Below are 19,835 nucleotides of genomic sequence, written 5' to 3' on the forward strand. Positions count from 1 at the left end.
GTTCAGTTCTAACCTCTCCATCTCACCGAATCGATAATGGCCTTTCTTAATGACGCAGCAGCCTGTTCCGGGCTATCGGCAGTCCACACGTTTGAGATTACGGCGGCTCCTTTCGCTCCCGACGAACGGATTGCACATATATTTTCTGGTTGGATACCACCGATCGCGATTACTGGAATGGAGACGCCGGAGCACACTTCAGCCAGCGCATCTAATCCTCTTGGTTCCGCATCTGGCTTGCTGCCTGTGGCAAAAACATGCCCGTAAAAAAGGTAATGCGCTCCCCGATCTTCGGCAACTCTCGCTTCATCCATGGAATGAACAGAAACACCCAGACGTTGTTGTTGGATATTGTTTACGGCTTCCATGTTGTAATCACGCATAGCCTCTTGTCCCCAATGTACACCACCATAGGTGCGAGACTGCGAAGGCAGTTCGCAGCCGTTGATCACAATGCGACAAGCTTGAACCCCAACACTCCGCAAACTTTCAGCCCAATAGATCCGATTCTGCCACGAGAGATGCTTCTCCCGAATGTGGATATAATCCACCCATGGCCAGACAACCTTGGCTGCCTGAACAAAAGATACTCTATCTCCATCTCCTGTAGATATAACATGTAGCTCAAATGAGCCATTCACGTGTTCATGAGCGATTGACGCGTTGTCCATCTCCTTCCGCATGTGAGTGATATCAAGAAAAACACAAAAAAGCCACTCCCGTAGGGGAGTGGCTGCGTATATTGCTGGAACAGATGATTGAATGATGCATACAGTTCATTGCGTGTGCAAACTGCTATAGAATGAATAGCCGTAATGTTACACGGAACTGCATGTTTCAATTCGCTATGCAAACGATTAAAATTCTTTCGAATTTCCGTTTGTTCGCGTCATTCACTGAAACGTGCGCGCCACTTCCCTACGCTGGTATGATCCAGATCAGGTGCAAAGGGTCCGGAATCGCATTCTTCCATCTCAGCCACATCGTGCGGCCCCCCTAGTGTTCATATGAAGTTGTAGCTTATGTTACCATAGACGGATTTTTTTGTCACCGTTCATTTCTATTATAACGGGATTCAAGACGACTTACTGCCCTATAACGCTGCTCGAAAATCTAGTTTTTCTCGGACCACTCTTCGACATTCCATGTTTTGGTGACCCAACCCTCGTAGAACTCAGGTTCATGAGATACTAGTACCACCGTTCCCTTGAATTCTTGCAAGGCACGTTGTAACTCCGCTTTGGCTGTGACATCCAGATGGTTCGTCGGCTCATCGAATAGAATCCAGTTGCTTTCACGCATCAGAAGCTTGCATAAACGGACCTTCGCTTGTTCTCCACCACTCAGCATGTTAAGCGGGCGAGTAATGTGCTCATTTTTCAACCCACAGCGAGCGAGATGACCCCGGACCTCATTCTGGGTCAAATGTGAAAACTCATTCCACACATCCTCAATCGGCGTGATATTCCCAGCACGAACTTCCTGCTCAAAATAGGCTGTTTCGAGATAGTCTCCCAAGAAAGTCTTTCCACTGAGCGGAGATATTTTTCCCAGGATGGTTTTCAGCAGTGTCGATTTACCCACACCATTATAACCTACGATGGCAATTTTCTCACCGCGTTCAATTGTCATTGTCATCTTGGGCAGTAAAGGATACGTATATCCGATTTCAAAATCAATACCCTCAAAGACCGTTTTACTGCTCGCACGTGCATCCTTGAATTTGAACGTTGGTTTGGCTGCTTCATCCGGACGATCAATTCGATCAATCTTATCCAACTGCTTCTCGCGACTCTTCGCTCGACCTGAAGTGGAAGCACGTGCCTTGTTACGCTGAATGAAATCTTCCTGCTTCTTGATGTACTCTTGCTGCTTCTCATACGCATCAATATGCTGGGCTTTATTCATATCCGCCATCTCCAGGAACTTGTTATAGTTCGCTGCATATCTCGTTAATTTGGCAAACTCCAAATGATAAATGACATTAACGACTTCATTCATGAACTCTGTATCATGGGAGATTAGAAGGAATGCGTGCGGATAATCTTTCAAATAACGCGACAGCCATTCGATATGCTCTACATCCAGATAGTTGGTCGGCTCATCCAGCAAAAGAGCTGTAGGTTTCTCGAGCAGTAGCTTGGCAAGAAGTACCTTGGTACGTTGTCCACCACTTAGAGATGCGACATCCCGATCAAGACCAATTGCAGACAAACCAAGACCATTGGCCATCTCTTCCACTTTCACGTCAATCAGATAAAAGTCGCCTTGCTCCAATTGTTCCTGAATTTCGCCCATCTCTTCCAGCAGCTGCTCCAGCTTCTCCGGATCTGCATCTGCCATCTGATCTGTAATATTCATCATTTCTTTTTCCAATTCAAGCAACGGCAGGAAAGCATCCTTTAGCACATCACGGATGGTTTTGCCTGGTGTGAGCTTCGTGTGCTGATCCAGATATCCATAACGGACTCTAGGTGTCCATTCTACTTTCCCACTGTCTTTAAGCAATTTGCCGGTAAGGATGTTCATAAGTGTGGATTTACCCACACCGTTTGCACCAACAAGTCCTACACGCTCTCCGGCGAGTAAGCGAAACGATACATTTTTAAATAACGTGCGATCTCCAAAATTGTGACTCACATTCTCTACTGACAATAAACTCATAAGATGAGGTTGCTCCTATCTATTAGACATTACTTTGCTTATAGTTCTGAAACCCTATTCTAGCACAGGTTCCGTCTTTTCTGAAAGTAATGTAAACATAACAGGAACCTCTTCCATGAATTCCCCATGTAGACAACCTAATGAATAGAACAGTTATATTCGAAATAACCCTGTGCGGCTGCTTGTTTGGCATCTGTAAACACTTCTTCAGCACGGTATCCATTACCACAAGTGGAGGGATAGTAGTATTTGATTCCCGTTAACGGGTCGACCCCGCCCACGATGGCTTTTTTTTTGACAAGTCTGCCTCCGCCAATCGCGTAATTATTGATCTTCTGATCACCTACAGCAATTCCTTGAATAAATGCCATAATCCCTGAGTCATTGATGGAGTTATACCATTCTTCTTGAGAAATCAGAGGCATAGTAAACGTATAGGACACTCCATTTTTTCTGGAAAATTCATTATGACGATTAATTACATGCGCCAGATCATCCTGCACAGTGGTCACAATCCGGCTTCGTCTAACCTGCTCAAATATGTCAGCATCCTGAAGCAAAGGAATCTCTGTGTTAGAAGCAAGTTCTTTTTGGAACCCTTCAATCCATCTCCCTGCGATTGCATCGTAAGCATATACATAGCCATCCAGCGTGAAGTTGATACTGCTACCATTTGAATCTGAATATGTATAAGGTTTCTTCGGACTCCACACTTGCCGGAAAGAACTCTCGCTGTTCCCCGTCATCTCTGTTTCTTTGGACAACATATAGTAGCCGTCATAATCCAGAAGAATCACAGCCGGAATATAATTAAACATGTTCTGAATAGCTGCCGGATCATCCTGAATTCCCATATTAAGAGCCATCGTCTGGGTGAACGTTGCGAGCGCAAGCTCCTTGTCCGCTTTAACAAACTTGGTTGAATCATAACCCGCTTCATCATTTTGTTTCTCATTCTGATGCATCACTGCACCAGCATCCATTACTGCATTTTGAAGCGCCAATCTGTATCGGTGGCCCAGATATTGAGCCTCTTCGGCATCTTGGCTATGGAGTGAAATGATCCAGAAGAGTGGGAAGAAGATAAGTATGAATACAATGGATAGCTCAGTAATCTTCATTGAGGACCATACCTCCATATGCGATAAATACCGCTGAAGCCTGAGCTGTTCCACTCAACCATTCACGAATGAGCATGGAAGGTGTTCGATTCGAATTTTTGAGAGTTACAGTGAAAAAATCTCCCGTTGTCAACTTGTATCTTCGGACAAGATCATCAACGGATGCCGCACCCGAAGACGGAAACAGTCTCTCCCGAATCTGAGCTGAATAATATCCATCCTGTACGACCTCATACGTCCCGGCGAAACTGTTTGTGACAATCGGGTCGGTATAGTGAGGCACATATTTTTTATGTAAATGCTCCATCGAGACCTCGTATACATTGCCTGTCTGGGCTAACTGCTCCTCAAACTCAGCGAACATTCGTGGTGAAATATAGCCTTTCGTTCGTACACTATCTACAAAACGTGTTACATTCTGAGTAGCTGTCATACGCGCTATATCATCTTGCCGATCAGCGGTTTCAGCAGCTGGATACACATAGAGCAGAAGGACTGCTAGCAATACGGCAAGCAGCTTGGATGCGGCATTAATCATTTCATGCTGGCCTCCTTCCAAAAAGCGATCTTGAGCAATTCTCCGGTTTCGCTCCGGTAGAATTCTGGTCTGTACCTTGAAGTGAGCTGGACAGGAATCGTCGCTGCTTTGTTAAGGAGTGGATCAATAACATATGCGTTACCATCCACCTCGACACGAATGCCCGTTCCAGTCATCTGCCTTACAGTATGCACCACTTCCGCACCACTATATTGATCTGGATTGGTTGTATGCAATGTTGTAATCAGGCGCCCCTCCAACCCTGCCATTGTCTGTATTCTGTCATTCAAAGCTGCCGATAAAATCCTGATCTGGTGTTGCCCGTAAAGGCAGGCTGTCACAAACAGGACAGCCGCCGTACAGAACAACATCAGATGCTGGGTATTCCGGGACATGTTAAACCAACTCCTGTCAGGATTGCTGGAAGATCAGCCCTCTTACCACGTTCGATCGGTCTTTCACAATAATGGCTTTGAATTTACCACTTGGATTGACATACTGGTTGTCTTTTTCACTCATGGTCTGATTAATAATACCTACCTTATCTTCAGGTCCAATGACAGAGCCATAATCCGCATTATTAAGATCCTGAGAAATATTCAACTGATTGCCATACCATTGACCAGCTACATTTTTACCCGTAATGACTTTAATACCAAACTGTTCCTTGTCCGCGTATTTACGCAGTGCATTGGTTACCTGTGATCCACTGATTGTTGTTCCGTCATACACCGTAAATGCGGCCTGGGACAACTCGGTCTGGATATCGGCAAAATTGTTCTGAGCCGTCTTGGTTGCCTCTTGAGCCGAAATAAACAATAGAACTACGATAGTGATCAGAGCGATCGTCAAGAATATCCCTGCTGCCACCTTTAAAGCGCTTGATGCATTATTCATAATAAATCCTCCCAAGTTATATGTTATTCATACATTTCAAACCGTCACACAGATGAACTGTTTTACAATTTCTGAATCTGATCATAATAAATGTTCATTTGCAAAAAGCTCATGCCGACCAATGGAATAACCAGGTATAGAAAAATAAGGGCATACATCGGTGTAAATCCGATCGTTCTTCCCCACGATGCTTTTACATCAATCATTTTGCTGTACTCCTGTTTGCGTTGTTCAAAATAAAATGCCATCATGCTCTCAAGATCATCAAAGGCTTCACGTATTGTAATTTTGCCTAGAGCAAGCTGCAATTTATCAACGAGTCGCTGGAACTCAGGCAAACCGGCCTCTTCCTTTAATTGTTCAAGTGCATGCTCGGGCCCATGTTCAAAATGTAACAAACATTTCTGCAAAGGACGCTTGAAAATGACAGCAAACCGATTAAGCCATTCCAATATTTCTTCTACTGACATGCGGTCCATCTCACGTAAAATGGAAATCACCGTCTGAAATTGATAGATTTCATGTCGCATATCCAACCTTCGCATTTTCCGCTGGAATAACATCAGCCATATGGGCATGTAGTAACCTGCCACACCCATAACAAGTGCTATAATTATTTCCCACCAGCGTACATATTGCTTGTTATACACCTCTAATTTCTGCATAACGCGCGCGATTGTCTCAGTCTGTGTATCATGATCTAATTGAACGGGAGATAGTTGCTGCAACACTATGGAGATCTCTTCGTATGTAGCCCCACGGTTCATTTCTACACTCTCCAACACGGATTGATCCAACGCTGTTTTTTCCTCAGCCTTCCTGAGGTCCGCTTCAGCCATTGCGCCAAACATTCGATCATCCCTGATCGGATCATGCAAGATGTGATTACGTTCAACCTGGTGCAAGAGCAAAATGCACCCCATTGAAAGCACAATACAAGTTGCAAATAACATCACTCGACGAATGGCGAGCCATTCGTATTTCAACTCCGAACTGCTCTCCCTCATTAGCCTTATCGTTTGGCTGTATTGTGTACTGCCAGGTTTAGCTGCGAACAACATCGCCATTTTCCGTAAGAAAATCTGCTTGTATAGAAACTGATCCAACCATGAATGCTTATGCCCTGACCGATAACGACTCTCATCGTTTTGCTGGAGCCTTTGCAGAAGCAAATAAGCAAGAATGATGATGACATAGATGGATATTTTGGTAACAAAACCGATTTTGCTGCGATAAAATTCATCCATCGTTGGAAAACTGACTCTGGCCCAGCGTTCGATCGGAGCAGTAAACAATACTGGAGCAAGCGCTATGACATTAAGTCCTTTGAGCAGATAGTCCAATTTATCACGTCGCAAAATTTCCAGATGAATCTCCTGAGTCAGGTTACCCAGTCCTTTAAGATAGATGGACCCATGCTCCCTGTCCTTGTCTCCGAACTCCATAACCATATAAGATACGCCAGCAAAACCTTTGAGAAAACGGTTGGGAGCCACTTCGTAATAACGTTCAAGTGCTTCATTCGGATCTGGAGAAGTTAACGCTTCGTAGATCAGTCTTACCTGCTCTGCTGCTTCTCCTGTGCCTGCCTCAGCAGCTTCATAGAGCGCTTCCTCAACCATGCCATGCTGATGGTACCGATGCCTTACATCTGCAAACAGATCCAGCATCTGTACAAGCAATCTCTTCTCCATACGACTGAGGCACATATCCAGCACAAGACTGTTCAACACCACAGCACAGAGCACGGACAATATGACAAAAGCTATACCTGGCTGCAGAAGAAACAGAATGACACTTATGCCTCCATAACCTCCCAGGATAATCAGAACCACTGTCATCGTAAGCCTTCGAAGTGAAGGCTCATCCCCAACATGGCGGAACGAAATACGTTTCTGCACCTGTAGAATATAGGCCGAAAGCAGTGGTACTTTCATTCCAAAGCGGTAGGACTGCAACAAGAGTGATCCCAATCCCTTTAACCCATTACCATTCAGCGTAAGAATCTCGCCGGATTGACTTGTCGAACCACCTCCTCTACGACGTAACAAACCTAAAACCAGGAGCGTGATCAGCAGCCCCCCTGCGCAAATGCTTAATATGAGGAGCAGAATCCATTTAATCGTCATGCGGATCACCCCAGTGTTCCTCTATAAACCGTTTAAACTTCTCGGCATCCTGTAATGTCATCTGATCACACATATCGTTCATACTTCCCGAAGAGATTGGAGCAGTAGCAACATACGCTCCCCCCCTGTACTCCACTACATTACGAAATGAAAAACCTGCCCTCTCTTCCACGTTGTCACCTTTATTCGCCCGAGGAAGACATTCCGTAATCCGTTCAATATATCTGCGTCCCTCAGCATCTTTCTTCATATGAACATCGAAATTAATGACACTCACCACCTGCTCTTCAGCAATATGTTCATGCTGGAACATACCTGTCTTGAGCAATGAATTACGGAGAGAGAAAACCAGATCACGAAAGGTTTTAGCATGGTGTGTAAACAGGGTGAACAAGCTGGCCACTTGAGACATTTGAATCATCCATGCAGCCACTTCATCACTCGCGACCTCACCCAGAATATTTACGGTACCATCCGTTTTTTTCTGTAAATCAAGCCCTTGTTGACCGGAAATATGTTCAGTCTCTCGGAAACTCAAGATGTTACGTCGACTATAGATCCGTCTTAATTGAAGTTCAAAAGCCATCTCCTGTACCCTAAGGGTATACGAAGCATAGATATGTTTGACCATAGCCATAAGCAACGTCGTTTTACCAGATCCCTGCGCCCCGGTTACAGCAGTAATCCGACTTCCTTTCATCAGATATTGCAGTAGTGTAATTGGCAAATCAGCGTTGTTACCTGTAATCAACTGTTCAAGTGAAGCATTCGGAATATCGAACTTACGGACGAAGAAGGCCCAAGATTCCGAGAACGGAGGACGAACAACAACGACACGGGAACCGTCCTTCATCTCGTTAACCTTATACCCACTCGCTTCCGACAACTGACCCGGATAATTGTATTTGTATATGTTCTGGCATACCCTTTTCAGTTCACGGATGCTGCCGAATGACAGAAAGGACAGATGAATGGACTTACCTTTATAGAAAATCCAGACACTTTCCATTCCGCTAAACGGTTCTTCATGTGCATCATCCTCAAGTCCTTGCTCCAGCAAATCATTCCATGATGCCGGTTTTTGAAAGCCCGTATTATGAACAGTATCGAGCATACCACTGACACCACCACTGACACCGTCAATACGTTGGTCCCTTATTTCGTCAACAACCGAAAAGCCTTTGTAATGCTGATAGACGCGCTGCACGATAATATCCGTCTTTTCTCTAAATCCAAGCTCTCTATATTCGCATTCAAAAACATACTGAATATCTTCCTCGGAAATATAATAACTTCCTCCATCCTCTGATCCTTCTTCCATTCTCAGCCTGCCCAGATCGTAGGTATCAATCATTCGTGAGAGGGCATCTGCACCAAATTGCTGTCGGTACAGATAAAACACAATTTCGAATCGGTCCTGGATCGTCAACAAATCAGGTTCCGCAAACAAAATAACTTCATCTACATTCGATTTGTTCAAGCCTATACTTCGAGTTAGCAGATCCCCTATTAGGTTTTTGACATACGTTTTGTCGCTGATACTGCCCGAGACACAGCCCTTCAGGGCCTTCCTCATCTCGGCACGTTGATTAATTCTTCGTCGATATTCTTCTTCATGCAGACCTGCGTCCGCGAGTTGACTATGGCTGAGCTCATGAAGAGAGTTCTTCACTTTCTCAATCAACATGTCAATCGTGAATGATTCCGGTTCAGGCACACGTGCATTTTTATCACGAAGAAACGTTCTATACTTGAACCCGATATAAGTCAGACACAGAATCAATATTGAACTTATCCATATGGTATTCCAGAGCATCGGAGTTTCAGGCTCCCCTTTCCAGCCTCTTCAGAACAGTGCGCATTCCTGCGCCGTCCATAATCAGGCGAGCGAGTTCGCCCATGCTTGCAGCAAAGCTCCCTTTACGAATATCCTTATTCCTACTCAAACTCTCCAACTGCAAGTACTTGGCGACATCTCGCCGATTCATGGCATCCATATATCCAGTCGTATACGGTATTGCAGAGATTGTCCCCTTGTATCTAAACCGGCGCCGAATATTGGAGATCGTTGCACGGGAATCCGGATCGTACTTGTTAATTACAACATGCATATTCTGATGATTCATTCTCTCTGGCAAAATCTCTTCAAAAAACAACTCCAGTTTCCGCATATTTTGATCGAGATTAACTACAACGTAATCCGCCTGTTGCAGCATAAGCTGAGAATCCGCACCGACATGATCCGCATCCAGAAGAACCAGATCATAGTACTCGTTAGCGACATGCAGCAGTTTTTTCACGGTCTCACTATGTTCTTGCGACGAACGTTCCATCTCATTCATTCTTCCGGTCAGGAAATCAAGTCTTTCCTTCAGAAGCGGCTTGGTATAATCCCTCAGATTATGCTTGTTCAAACTCCCGCTGGAATTCAGGCGTTCAACAGCATCCCAGCTGCCTTCTTCGAAGGAGAACACGGAATCCGCAGAATCTGTTTCATTGAGTGGTAAAGTAGCTTCTGTGCCGCTTCCGGCAAGGCCTGTATTAACAAGTAATATTCTTGTCCTGTAGTGAAGCGCCATCGCATAGGCACTTATCAATGCGCTTGAGGTGCAACCTGTTCCTGAATACGGGCTCCAAAACGTAATGGTGCTCATGCTCTCATCCTTTCTGCATCTTTCATCGCACGGCGACTTCGGACACTTTCCCATCCTGTTAACTGTTCCACCACACGACACAATGATTTTTTGTAATTGCGTGATAGAGGCCTGAGTTGAACTCTGCGATGATGCTCATTCTCAAGCTTAACGGCGGCTGTCAACTCATCCCATGGGAGTATTAAGGACTCTCCTGTCCATACAAACGGACTGCCTTCCAGGTATGCCCACAGATAACGTGCCTCAAGCTTGCAGTCTACCCCGTTGATCAAAATTCGTTGAAATGACAGCTCACCAGGCAATGATTGTTCTTCAAGTAACCGCTCCAGCCAACCTTTTCCACGTTCCAGATTGTAACGCTCATAATCACTCACCCAGACACGAATATCCGCAGTCAGCCAAAGATTACGCGAAGCAAAGTGTGAGGTCTCCACGTCATATAATACATAGTCATAACTGTCCAAATGCTCACCGTTCACTTCAAGATGATTCTCTACAGCTGCTGAAGTGACAAAATGACAAGCGATATCAAATCCTTCAAATTCCGCAATCCGCAAAGATTGCTGACTGTCACCCACTCCATGCCCATACTTCTGTTGTAAGGTTCCATCTACGAGCAAAACCCGTTTGCCTGAAGAGGCCAATATTTTACACAGATACAGCATCAGATCATTCTTTTCACACAAACCCGCAAAGATCCATGTATGCATAAATGTCATAACTCCCTCCTGGTTCTCATTACCTTTGTTATCTGAATTAAATCTAAATGTAACCTTCGCATCCACTTTATTCTCCACCCGTTATCAGGCTCTGTTGTTCATCCGTTTGTGAAGCTTCCACAGAATTATTCATGCTTCCAGGATTAGCTCCTCCTCCGTTTTCTGAACCATCATTCCAGATCACTCCATCCGATGATGAAGATTGATTTGCTGAGGGACGACTATTATAGGTAACAGAGGATTGCGCTACATCCTGTTCAACCCCTTTGGATGGTGCTGACATGGAGGCAGCCAGAGAACTTTCAAGCGAACTTCGCACCTGTTTGGATAATTCCTGTTCAGCTCGCCGAACAATATTGGGATCACTCTCCAGCAGCTTTAACACTTCTGTATTGGCAGGGTACGTCGGGATTGCAGGTGTCTGAAACTGTGGTTCTACATAGGTTAAGGCATAGATTGAAGCTTTATGTAAATAGGCATCTACAATTGCACTTGACAGTGACAGTATCTCTTCCTCCGTCATCGTAATCCATAATGTAGCTGCATTTAATCGTTCCACTTTCTTCTTCGATAGAAGTACATAGTCCTGTCCTGTGGGAAACTGAATACGAACATCAATAATATCTCCCTTAACCAGTGAGGACGGAAGTAGCACAACTTGCAACTCTCGGTTTCTTAAATCCGGTGGAGCCGGTATATCCTCATACACCATTTCAGTTGTAATGGCTGTACCTTTTTTCAATTCTATTTTGGCGACTTGGCCTTCCATCTGCTTGGTACTGGACCATAGATTTCGTGGAGCTTGAGCGTCGGGAACTGCAATAAGTTTTAGATCCTCAGGTAATATCGGTTCCCCTGCTTCAACATCCCTAATCGTAACCCATCCTTGTGCTCCGGAGTTCCACTGCTGCTTCAACTCAGCTTCCTTTTCCTCATATACCGATAAATAACGGGCCTCCACTTCCGACCTGACATCACCCATGGTTTTGACATTGTAAATCACATATCCTCCGAACACCAACCCTATTGCTCCTGCTCCGATAAGCCCGGCATAGATTAGTTGACGACTTTGTTTTCTTAATTTAGACAAAAGAGGCTCTCCTTTCGTAATCTCCTCTAATCATGTACTTTTCTTCGTGAAAAAAATGAACGTTTCTTGGGCTGCTGTGCCATCATATGCGTTAAAATATGAGAAAACACTTTATCCATATGTACGTCTTTGTCAAAAGGGTCCATATGTAAGGGCAGGCCATATACACTTGATGTGTCCAGTGCTTTACGAATCCGCAGAACAGCTTCTGTCGCCGCCAAGGGTAGACAATATATCCATTTTTCTCGTGGATATCGATGATGTGCACGAACAAAAGCACTGATCTCAGCCTGTTTCCACTCTGCACCTGAACCTATAACGATGGGCAGATCCGCACGCAGGAATTCTTCCAATCGATTCTGATCCTGACCACTACCGAGATCCATAACGATGAATTGATAGCTTCCTCCAAGCAAAGACAGTATATCTGCTCGTCCGGATTGTTTCCAATAATGCACACCATCCACTGCAAACTGTCTGCCAGCAGGTACGGGTTTGCCCGCTTGAGCGACTTGTTGAATACGTGCAAATGATTGGGAGCGAGGCGACATTTCAATGACTGCTACTTTGAAGTTCTGCCTTTCGAGATAATGGCTAATAGCTATGGCTGTATGAGTAACCCCCACACCAGATGAAGCACCTGTTAAAGCAATAACTCTTGTCCCCCCGTTCAGGTTCATTGTTGCATCCCCACCGGATGTTGACATCCCGGGTATTCGCAACAGTTCCTTCCGTACCTCATCCGCAGACTGGAATCGCTCTTCGGCATTATACCTTAACAACCTTCTCACAACAGGAATATATGTACGCGGAACATCACTACGGATGGAACTTTCCACACCTTGAATCCATTCCGTATATGCCCCACTTGTCATGAGATAGAGCAGTAAAGCCCCAAGACCATAGAGATCCGAACGTGCATCGGTCTGTCCTGAACCATATTGTTCAGGTGCAGCAAAACCGGCCGTTCCCAACTTGACTGTATCTTCAGCGCTTTGCGCTTTGTAACTTCTGGCGATACCAAAATCAATTAATCGCACTTCATATTCCGGAGTGATCATAATGTTTGATGGCTTCAGATCCCTATATATTACCGGCGGATTCAGATTATGCAGATAACTCAATACATCCAGCAATTGAAGCACCAACGCTGTCAACTGCTCCATCGGGATCTTACCGCGGCACTGCTTGAAATAATCACTCAACGTTAACCCTTCGATGAATTCCATTACCAAATAGGTGTACCCATCTTCATCCGGGACAAAAAAATCAACGATCTGTGGCAATCTCGGATGGCGAAGTGATGTCAGAAGGGCCGCCTCAGTCTCCATACTGCCTTCATACGGCATCGCTGTTACACTTTCTTTAATGGCCCAAATTTTGCCCGGCAACTTCAGATCCTCCGCCTCGTATACATGACTCATTCCACCTGCACCCAGAATGGATACGATACGATATCTCCCTCCCAGCAGGCTTCCGCGTTCCAGCCTGGCCGGATGTCTCATGTCAATTCCTCCTTCCATACACAACAAAAAAGGGAAAGCTTCACCGAAGAGGAACAGACCGGATGTCCGGTTCATTCCCTTCGGGATGCTTTCCCTTAGGTTTGTTATGGTTAATATTGGTATCATTATAGTACACGCAGGAATAGATTGTAAAGCACAAAATTTAATGTGCTTAATCTCTTAATATTTGATCATATACAACGTGATTTCTTCCCGATTGTGAAACAGCTGTTTGGAACGTTGAATCTGCATCCGCGAACGCTCAAACGTATCAATGACGTCTTTAATGAGCGCCAGTGGTTTTTTATGCAATAACTTCACCGTAACAATCGCTGTTCCTCCGTGCTGAAGACTATACAGAAGATCCGATACAAGTCGACTCATCAGCTTGGGGCTCCAGCTCATATCACATACAAGCAGATCGAATTCTCCTTCACGAAAACGCACATCACCTGCATTCTTTTTCAAGAAAGTCAGTTTTGGCGATGCCAGCAGGGTCGCATCCATCTTCGCGGGATCTACGGCCGTTACTTCAAGCCCGCGTTCAAGCAGGAAGGAGGTCCATCCACCGGGTGCTGCACCAATATCGAGTGCTTTGTGAAAAGAGGTGAAGTCAATGCCAAACGTTTGCTCGGCTTCAAGCAATTTGAACTTGGCTCGTGAGATCTGTCCGTCCTCTTTCTGAAAACGAACGGCTCCTCCGCTCCAGTCAGAAAGATTCTGATCAGGTCTGGACACGCCAGCATATAACATATCATCCGTAACAAATACGGAAATGACATATTCAGCATCACGAACGACCCATTCACAACCTAATTCATCCAGCTTCTCTGTGAGCAATTGCTTCAATGAAGCCGCATTTTCCTGCCAAAAGGAACCTTCCGTTTTTCGTACCTGCAGTACGACACGAGTACCGAAAAGTTGCTTGTGGTTCAATACAAATGCAAGCAATTTCTCCATGGACTGTTCGGAGTCTTCCGTATTCTCCTGAAATTGAACAGGTTGAATATGACGCAAAAACGTCGGCGACTCTTCCAGTAGTTTGCTTGCTACTTCTTCCTCTGCAACCGGCAGACTAGCAAGCAATATTTCACCAGGTACAAGTACAGTGCTCTTGACTGCACCAAACGTACGGCGCAATTCTTCCTGAGCATAAGGGGCAAAGCCGTGATTGGCAGTGCAGATAAAACGGGAGAAGTCTCCTTCTCTCCAAGACGATTGTGTACTCAAAATGTGTTATCCTCCAGAACGTACGCGTATCCACGGACGGCCTTCATCCCACCGAATATCGACCGGAACATCGTACGTATGCTTAATTGTATCTTGTGTTAAAACTTCACGCTTAGGGCCTGCCGCAGCAATACGTCCATCGCGGATCAAGGCCACATGTGTAAATAAAGGTACGATCTCTTCAACGTGATGTGTTACATACACAACTGTAATGTTACGCTTGCGCAGACGATCAATCTCAGCCAACATTTTCTCGCGTTCATACAAGTCCAACCCTGCACAAGGCTCGTCCATAATGAGTAATTTAGGATCAGCCATTAGAGACCGTGCGAGCATGACTTTTTTGCGTTCTCCCTGGGACAACGTTCCCAGTGGGTGATTGGATAGTTTAGCGAAACCCATCTCATCCAGCAAATTCAGTGCCTTGGCTTTCACTTCATCGGGGATCGTCTGATAAAAACGCAAAAAAGCATAAGCTCCTGTAGCGACGACCTCCCACACCGGATCTCTGAGGGTTAGTTTCTCGATCAGCGTTTGGCTGATATACCCGATTTCCTTACGCACTTCCCTGACATCACATTGTCCATACAGATTACCCAGTACTTCAATACGCCCTTCGCTTGGGAACATATAACCGTTCATCATTTCCAGCAACGTTGTTTTACCTGAACCATTACGCCCCAGAATAACCCAATGCTCGCCTTGCTCGATGCGCAAATGAACGTTATCCAGGATTTGATTCTCTTCCCGTCTGAGCGAGATATGCTCCATCGTAATTATACTCATTTCAGCACCGCCTTCCGGATCTCACTGAGCAGATGCTCCACAGAGCTCATCCGATATACCATTTTCGGCACATCTTGCTGGCCATCAAACAACATCACTGCGGGTACGCTTGAAATTTGAAATTGTTGCACAAGTTCCGGAATGTCGTGGATGTTCATTTCGGACAAGATCCCTTCTGGCAGCATGTGCTCAGCTACATCCAACATACGTCGGGCTGCCACACATGTCCCACATAAAGGGGTATATATAAATACAGCTTGCGGCATGCCTTCCCATACGCCACGCATTAGCATTTTGGATGTGATCGGCTTCATCGACTTCCGTCTCCAGCGGCAACACGAAGCATGACCTCGCCCGTCATTGGTCCATTGTGAATGATGACTGAATCCGGTTTATTACTGTATAACATCTCGTACATCTGACGTTTACCAAACATACTGGACGTATGCAAATAGATCTCGCGCGGGAACAACCCTTCCCGTACTATGGATGCCGCTACCTCACCGCCGCTCGGTGAATCCGGACCAAGTTCATAATCAAGCGACAAAATATCCACGTCACCTTCTCTTAGCAGCATCAGGCACTCTTCAGCATTCATTGCCAGAACAAATCCTTTCGGACACGCGCGATAGTCATCCAAAAAAACATGCATACAATCGCTCCTCTCCCCAATTATAGCCACGAACGCATGAGTGCTATATCATCACGGTGCGTTCCATCTTCGCCCGTTTCTGTTTCCAGCACAACGACTGCTTTTTGAAACTCAGGCGAACTTAACAATTGCTGCATCGATTCATATCCTACATAACCCTGTCCGATTCTCGCATGTCTGTCCTTGAACGAACCGGACGCGTATTTCGAATCATTAAAATGTACAGCAGCAACATTATCCCAATATCCAAGTAGCGTGCCCTTATCGAGCATTACTGCTTCGTTTCCTGCTGACCACATCCCGGAGGCAAAAGCGTGGCATGTGTCAAAACAAAAGGCAATATGCTCCGGAAATCGGCTTAATTTGCGAATCTGTATCAGTTCCTCCATTGTCGTGCCCATGGGACCGTGATCACCGGCCTGATTCTCAAGCAATATCTTCGACTCACCTTCCCATTTCTCCAAAGCGGTATCCAGACAAAGTATGAGATTCTGATACCCTTCAAGCGGGTTGCTCGTCTTGATATGACCAAAATGGACCACCGTCCCAACAGAACCACAGGCATTCGAAATTTCCAGATCATTACGAATAGAAGCGATGGTAGCATGAAATCCCGCCTCTCCACGGGTCATACCCAAAGCCGGATTTGTGGGATAGGGTGAATGTGCAATGGAAGAAATCCCCTGCTGTTCACACCAATCCCGACACAGTTCAGCATCCTTGAGATCCAATTCCTTCAGGCCGAGACTACGCGGGTTCTTCGGAAAATATTGAAATGCCGATGCCCCCATCTCATATGCTCTCTTGGCAGCCTGAATGAATCCGCCTCTGGTACTAACATGTGCCCCGATTCCGGTTTTAGGCCTCATGCTGGCATTGCGGACAGAAGAATGCCTTCTTGCCCGTAATTTCCACTCGTTCAATCGTTCCCCCGCAACGTGGACAAGTCTCGCCCTCACGGTCATACACCCGACATTGCTCATCAAAACTTCCTGTTTTGGTATCCCCTTGCATCAACGGCATTTCCATATAACCACCCTCAGAAGCTGCTTCCCGCAACACAGACTGCATGGAATGGAATAAACGCTCCGTCAGTTCTGGTGAAGTTGCAATATTCTGCGTCTTGGAACTTGGTCTTAGCCCAGCAGCAAAGGCAATCTCATCCGAATAACAGTTGCCAATCCCTGCAATAATATGCTGGTTCACCAATGTCGTTTTAAGTGTACCCCGACGGCCTTTTAACAAAGAAGCAAAACGTTTCACATTCATCCGTCGATCCAGAGGTTCAGGTCCAAGGTCGGACATGGCCTCTTCGGTTTCCTTTGATGTAAGCAGATGCAAATATCCGAGACGCAGTCCAATAAAGAATAAAATGTGATCTCCAAACTGAATTTCCACCTGAGTGGAACGATCAGGGCGTTCCTCTTCTGTTCCCCAGAAAATCATACCGCCCAGCATGAGGTGCAGCACCAGACGTTTGCCATTGGCCAAGTGGAAAATTAGATGCTTCGCTCGGCGCTCCACAAATATGATGTGATTGCCTGTAAGTTCGCTAATAAACACATCAGTCGCTGTATTTATCGTTTTATCACGGTTAACCACTACACCTGTAATCAGTAAATCAAGTATTTTCTCGGACAGTAAAGTCCGGTAGTTTTCCATTTCCGGCAGTTCCGGCATCATACATTACCCCTTTTTGGAAGCGAGGTCTGTCTTTTGCGACAGCCACTCATTCAATTTATGCAAATCTTCAAACACATGATCAGGACGAGCCTTGGCTGCTTGAATGTGCCCATCCATATTATCCCTTGTTGTAACACCGGTAAGAACCAGCACCGTCTCACACCCTGCTGCCACTCCCGCTGCAATATCAGTACGCATATTGTCTCCAATCACTGCAACTTCATGAGGCTCCAGCTTCAGCCGACTGATGGCTGACTTCATTATAACACTCGATGGCTTGCCAATAACGGTAGGATGAACTCCCGTTGCTGCTTCGATTGCCGCTCCAATAGTTCCAGCCCCCGGCGTCAGTCCATCATCCGAAGGGAGCTGCAGATCAGGGTTGGTCATAATGAATTGCGAACCTCCATTGATCCATCGCAGTGCCTTGGTCAGTTTATGATAGGAAAATTCACGATCAATTCCCTGAATCACGTAATCAGGTGCCTCGTCTGTCAGTTGTAGTCCCGCTTCTTCTATGGCTTGCAACAGTCCTGCTTCTCCGATACAAGCCACCTTTGCACCCGGGGACTCTTCAGCAACGTATTCAGCAGCTGCCACTGCAGAGGTACATACTTGTGACGCATCCGCAGGTATGCCCATTCCATTCAGATGATCTGCCACGCCTTGGGGTGTGCGGGAAGAATTATTAGTCACGAATAAGTACGGGGTTCCTAACTCTTGGAGCGTCCGAATAAGCTGATCTGCTCCTTCGATCCGATGTCTGCCATGATAGAGCGTACCATCCAGGTCAATCAGATAGGCCTTAATCACACATAGCACTTCCTTTCTTTAGTCCATTAACGTTTCATGTCCTTAATCATTTCCCTCGAACTTTAACGCGAACCTATGTAATCAGGCAAAAATAATGGTCTGCTCGCATATGCACACAACTCGTCGAACCGGATCGAACACAGACGGTTTAACTTGCGCGTCTTCTGTACAAGCATGTCATTTCCTGCGCTTTCCCGGAAAATAATTCGAATCATTTCCTGTTCATATTGCCCATCCTACACGCTTTTTGACCAGATTGCAAAAGGGACCGCGGGAGTCCTCTCCCTCAGTCCCGTGCAATTACCCGGTTCTTCATATGACGTATTTAGCCGTGCACAGGTTCGCATTCATGGTTAAGATTCTTGCTTACGGTGAACGACAGGAATAAGCTGATGTTCATTCGCAAGTCTTGTATTTGGGAATATGGACTGTGCTTCTTCCAGAAGCGGCTGAAGTTGATCTTCATCCTTATACCGTGAGCTGAAGTGAGTCATGATCAATTGCCCTACATTCGCTGCTCTAGCCGCTTCTGCCGCTTGTTTTGAAGTACTATGATAGTATTCATGTGCTGTATCTGCCAGATCATGCATAAATGTAGCTTCATGTACAAGTACATCTGCACCCGTGGCAAGAGGCTGCACATTGTCACATGGACGTGTATCACCTAATATAGTGATCACCATCCCTCTTTTTGGCGCTCCCAACACATCTTCGGGACGGAGCGAATCACCGTTATCCAGCATGATGGTCTCTCCACGTTTCAGTCGTCCGAACAACGGACCCGGTTTCAAACCATATTCAGCCAGTTTGGCTGGGTCCAAGCTGCCTGGGCGATCCTTTTCCGTGATCCGGTAACCATAACTATCAATCCGATGCTCCAGCAAAGCAGATTCCACGATAAAACTGTCATCTTCAAATAGTACCCCGCCCGTATGTTCCACGATTTTCAAATCATAGTTAACACGGGATTGGCTAAGCTCCATTGTTGTACTAATCATTCGTTCGGTACCTGGGGGACCATATACAGTTAAAGGTGTTGTGCCACCCTGATAAGCTCTGCTCGAAATGAGTCCCGGAAGCCCAAAGACATGATCTCCATGAAGATGGGTAATGAATATTTTCTCCAACTTGCTTAATTTAAGCGGTGAACTTAAAATCTGGTGCTGTGTTCCTTCCCCGCAGTCAAACAACCACAATGCTCTGCGCTCATCCAACATGCGCAGCCCAATGGAAGTTACATTACGCTGTAGCGTAGGTACACCAGCATTAGTTCCCAGGAAATATAGTTCCATTCTGGATCGCACCTCTTTCTGCTGCCAGCAAAAAACCTCCGACAATGCGGAGGGCTTTGCCT

Annotated in this window: 20 protein-coding genes and 1 riboswitch; all 20 genes read right to left on the minus strand. The window is 45.7% G+C overall.

The window, feature by feature from the left end; all coding sequences use genetic code 11:
* Positions 1–8 precede the first annotated feature (8 nt).
* The gene (locus tag C0Q44_RS19210) at positions 9–683 is read right to left on the minus strand and encodes a thiamine phosphate synthase (protein WP_105408860.1); all 675 of its coding nucleotides are present in this window, start codon (positions 681–683) and stop codon (positions 9–11) included.
* Between the two features lie 215 nt (positions 684–898).
* Positions 899–1,008, minus strand: a riboswitch (TPP riboswitch).
* A gap of 105 nt (positions 1,009–1,113) precedes the next feature.
* The gene (locus C0Q44_RS19215) at positions 1,114–2,664 is read right to left on the minus strand and encodes an ABC-F family ATP-binding cassette domain-containing protein (protein WP_105408861.1); all 1,551 of its coding nucleotides are present in this window, start codon (positions 2,662–2,664) and stop codon (positions 1,114–1,116) included.
* A gap of 137 nt (positions 2,665–2,801) precedes the next feature.
* Positions 2,802–3,785 carry a hypothetical protein gene (locus C0Q44_RS19220; protein ID WP_105408862.1) on the minus strand — a complete coding sequence of 328 codons (984 nt, stop codon included), beginning with the start codon at positions 3,783–3,785 and terminating at the stop codon, positions 2,802–2,804.
* Positions 3,772–4,323: a hypothetical protein gene (locus tag C0Q44_RS19225; protein WP_105408863.1), complete on the minus strand. Its 552-nt coding sequence runs from the start codon at positions 4,321–4,323 to the stop codon at positions 3,772–3,774. Before C0Q44_RS19225 ends, C0Q44_RS19220 begins: the two co-directional genes overlap by 14 nt.
* A complete protein-coding gene (locus C0Q44_RS19230) occupies positions 4,320–4,718 on the minus strand; it encodes a hypothetical protein (protein WP_105408864.1) in 399 nt (132 codons plus the stop codon). Before C0Q44_RS19230 ends, C0Q44_RS19225 begins: the two co-directional genes overlap by 4 nt.
* A 16-nt stretch (positions 4,719–4,734) precedes the next feature.
* Positions 4,735–5,220 carry a hypothetical protein gene (locus tag C0Q44_RS19235; protein ID WP_017688056.1) on the minus strand — a complete coding sequence of 162 codons (486 nt, stop codon included), beginning with the start codon at positions 5,218–5,220 and terminating at the stop codon, positions 4,735–4,737.
* Between the two features lie 62 nt (positions 5,221–5,282).
* Entirely contained in the window at positions 5,283–7,271 is a 1,989-nt protein-coding gene (locus C0Q44_RS19240) for a hypothetical protein (protein WP_258166446.1), read from the minus strand.
* Between the two features lie 67 nt (positions 7,272–7,338).
* Positions 7,339–9,165: a P-loop NTPase family protein gene (locus C0Q44_RS19245; protein ID WP_105408866.1), complete on the minus strand. Its 1,827-nt coding sequence runs from the start codon at positions 9,163–9,165 to the stop codon at positions 7,339–7,341.
* A gap of 7 nt (positions 9,166–9,172) precedes the next feature.
* Positions 9,173–10,003, minus strand: coding sequence for a CpaE/TadZ family protein (locus tag C0Q44_RS19250; RefSeq protein ID WP_105408867.1), 831 nt, complete (start codon positions 10,001–10,003; stop codon positions 9,173–9,175).
* On the minus strand, positions 10,000–10,722 hold the full coding sequence (locus tag C0Q44_RS19255; RefSeq protein WP_146113481.1) for a hypothetical protein: 723 nt from the start codon (positions 10,720–10,722) through the stop codon (positions 10,000–10,002). The genes C0Q44_RS19250 and C0Q44_RS19255 overlap by 4 nt, the downstream gene beginning before the upstream one ends.
* Before the next feature lie 67 nt (positions 10,723–10,789).
* Positions 10,790–11,812 carry an SAF domain-containing protein gene (locus C0Q44_RS19260; RefSeq protein ID WP_105408869.1) on the minus strand — a complete coding sequence of 341 codons (1,023 nt, stop codon included), beginning with the start codon at positions 11,810–11,812 and terminating at the stop codon, positions 10,790–10,792.
* Positions 11,813–11,838: 26 nt separating this feature from the next.
* The gene (locus C0Q44_RS19265; RefSeq protein ID WP_105408870.1) at positions 11,839–13,317 is read right to left on the minus strand and encodes a serine/threonine protein kinase; all 1,479 of its coding nucleotides are present in this window, start codon (positions 13,315–13,317) and stop codon (positions 11,839–11,841) included.
* Positions 13,318–13,497: 180 nt separating this feature from the next.
* Positions 13,498–14,547 (minus strand): 23S rRNA (cytidine(2498)-2'-O)-methyltransferase RlmM, encoded by a 1,050-nt coding sequence (locus C0Q44_RS19270; RefSeq protein ID WP_105408871.1) that lies wholly within the window; start codon positions 14,545–14,547, stop codon positions 13,498–13,500.
* 6 nt (positions 14,548–14,553) lie between these two features.
* The gene (locus tag C0Q44_RS19275; protein WP_105409309.1) at positions 14,554–15,327 is read right to left on the minus strand and encodes an ABC transporter ATP-binding protein; all 774 of its coding nucleotides are present in this window, start codon (positions 15,325–15,327) and stop codon (positions 14,554–14,556) included.
* 2 nt (positions 15,328–15,329) lie between these two features.
* Positions 15,330–15,647 carry a thioredoxin family protein gene (locus C0Q44_RS19280; protein WP_105408872.1) on the minus strand — a complete coding sequence of 106 codons (318 nt, stop codon included), beginning with the start codon at positions 15,645–15,647 and terminating at the stop codon, positions 15,330–15,332.
* Positions 15,644–15,985: a cyclic-phosphate processing receiver domain-containing protein gene (locus C0Q44_RS19285; protein WP_105408873.1), complete on the minus strand. Its 342-nt coding sequence runs from the start codon at positions 15,983–15,985 to the stop codon at positions 15,644–15,646. Before C0Q44_RS19285 ends, C0Q44_RS19280 begins: the two co-directional genes overlap by 4 nt.
* Positions 15,986–16,005: 20 nt before the next feature.
* On the minus strand, positions 16,006–16,854 hold the full coding sequence (locus C0Q44_RS19290; protein ID WP_105408874.1) for a deoxyribonuclease IV: 849 nt from the start codon (positions 16,852–16,854) through the stop codon (positions 16,006–16,008).
* Positions 16,844–17,665 (minus strand): Fpg/Nei family DNA glycosylase, encoded by an 822-nt coding sequence (locus tag C0Q44_RS19295; protein ID WP_105408875.1) that lies wholly within the window; start codon positions 17,663–17,665, stop codon positions 16,844–16,846. The genes C0Q44_RS19290 and C0Q44_RS19295 overlap by 11 nt, the downstream gene beginning before the upstream one ends.
* A gap of 6 nt (positions 17,666–17,671) precedes the next feature.
* Positions 17,672–18,481 (minus strand): TIGR01457 family HAD-type hydrolase, encoded by an 810-nt coding sequence (locus C0Q44_RS19300; RefSeq protein WP_105408876.1) that lies wholly within the window; start codon positions 18,479–18,481, stop codon positions 17,672–17,674.
* 353 nt (positions 18,482–18,834) lie between these two features.
* The gene (gene rnz, locus C0Q44_RS19305) at positions 18,835–19,773 is read right to left on the minus strand and encodes a ribonuclease Z (protein ID WP_105408877.1); all 939 of its coding nucleotides are present in this window, start codon (positions 19,771–19,773) and stop codon (positions 18,835–18,837) included.
* Positions 19,774–19,835: the final 62 nt, after the last annotated feature.

It is taken from the genome of Paenibacillus sp. PCH8 (genome assembly GCF_002968835.1).
Taxonomy (GTDB): domain Bacteria; phylum Bacillota; class Bacilli; order Paenibacillales; family Paenibacillaceae; genus Paenibacillus.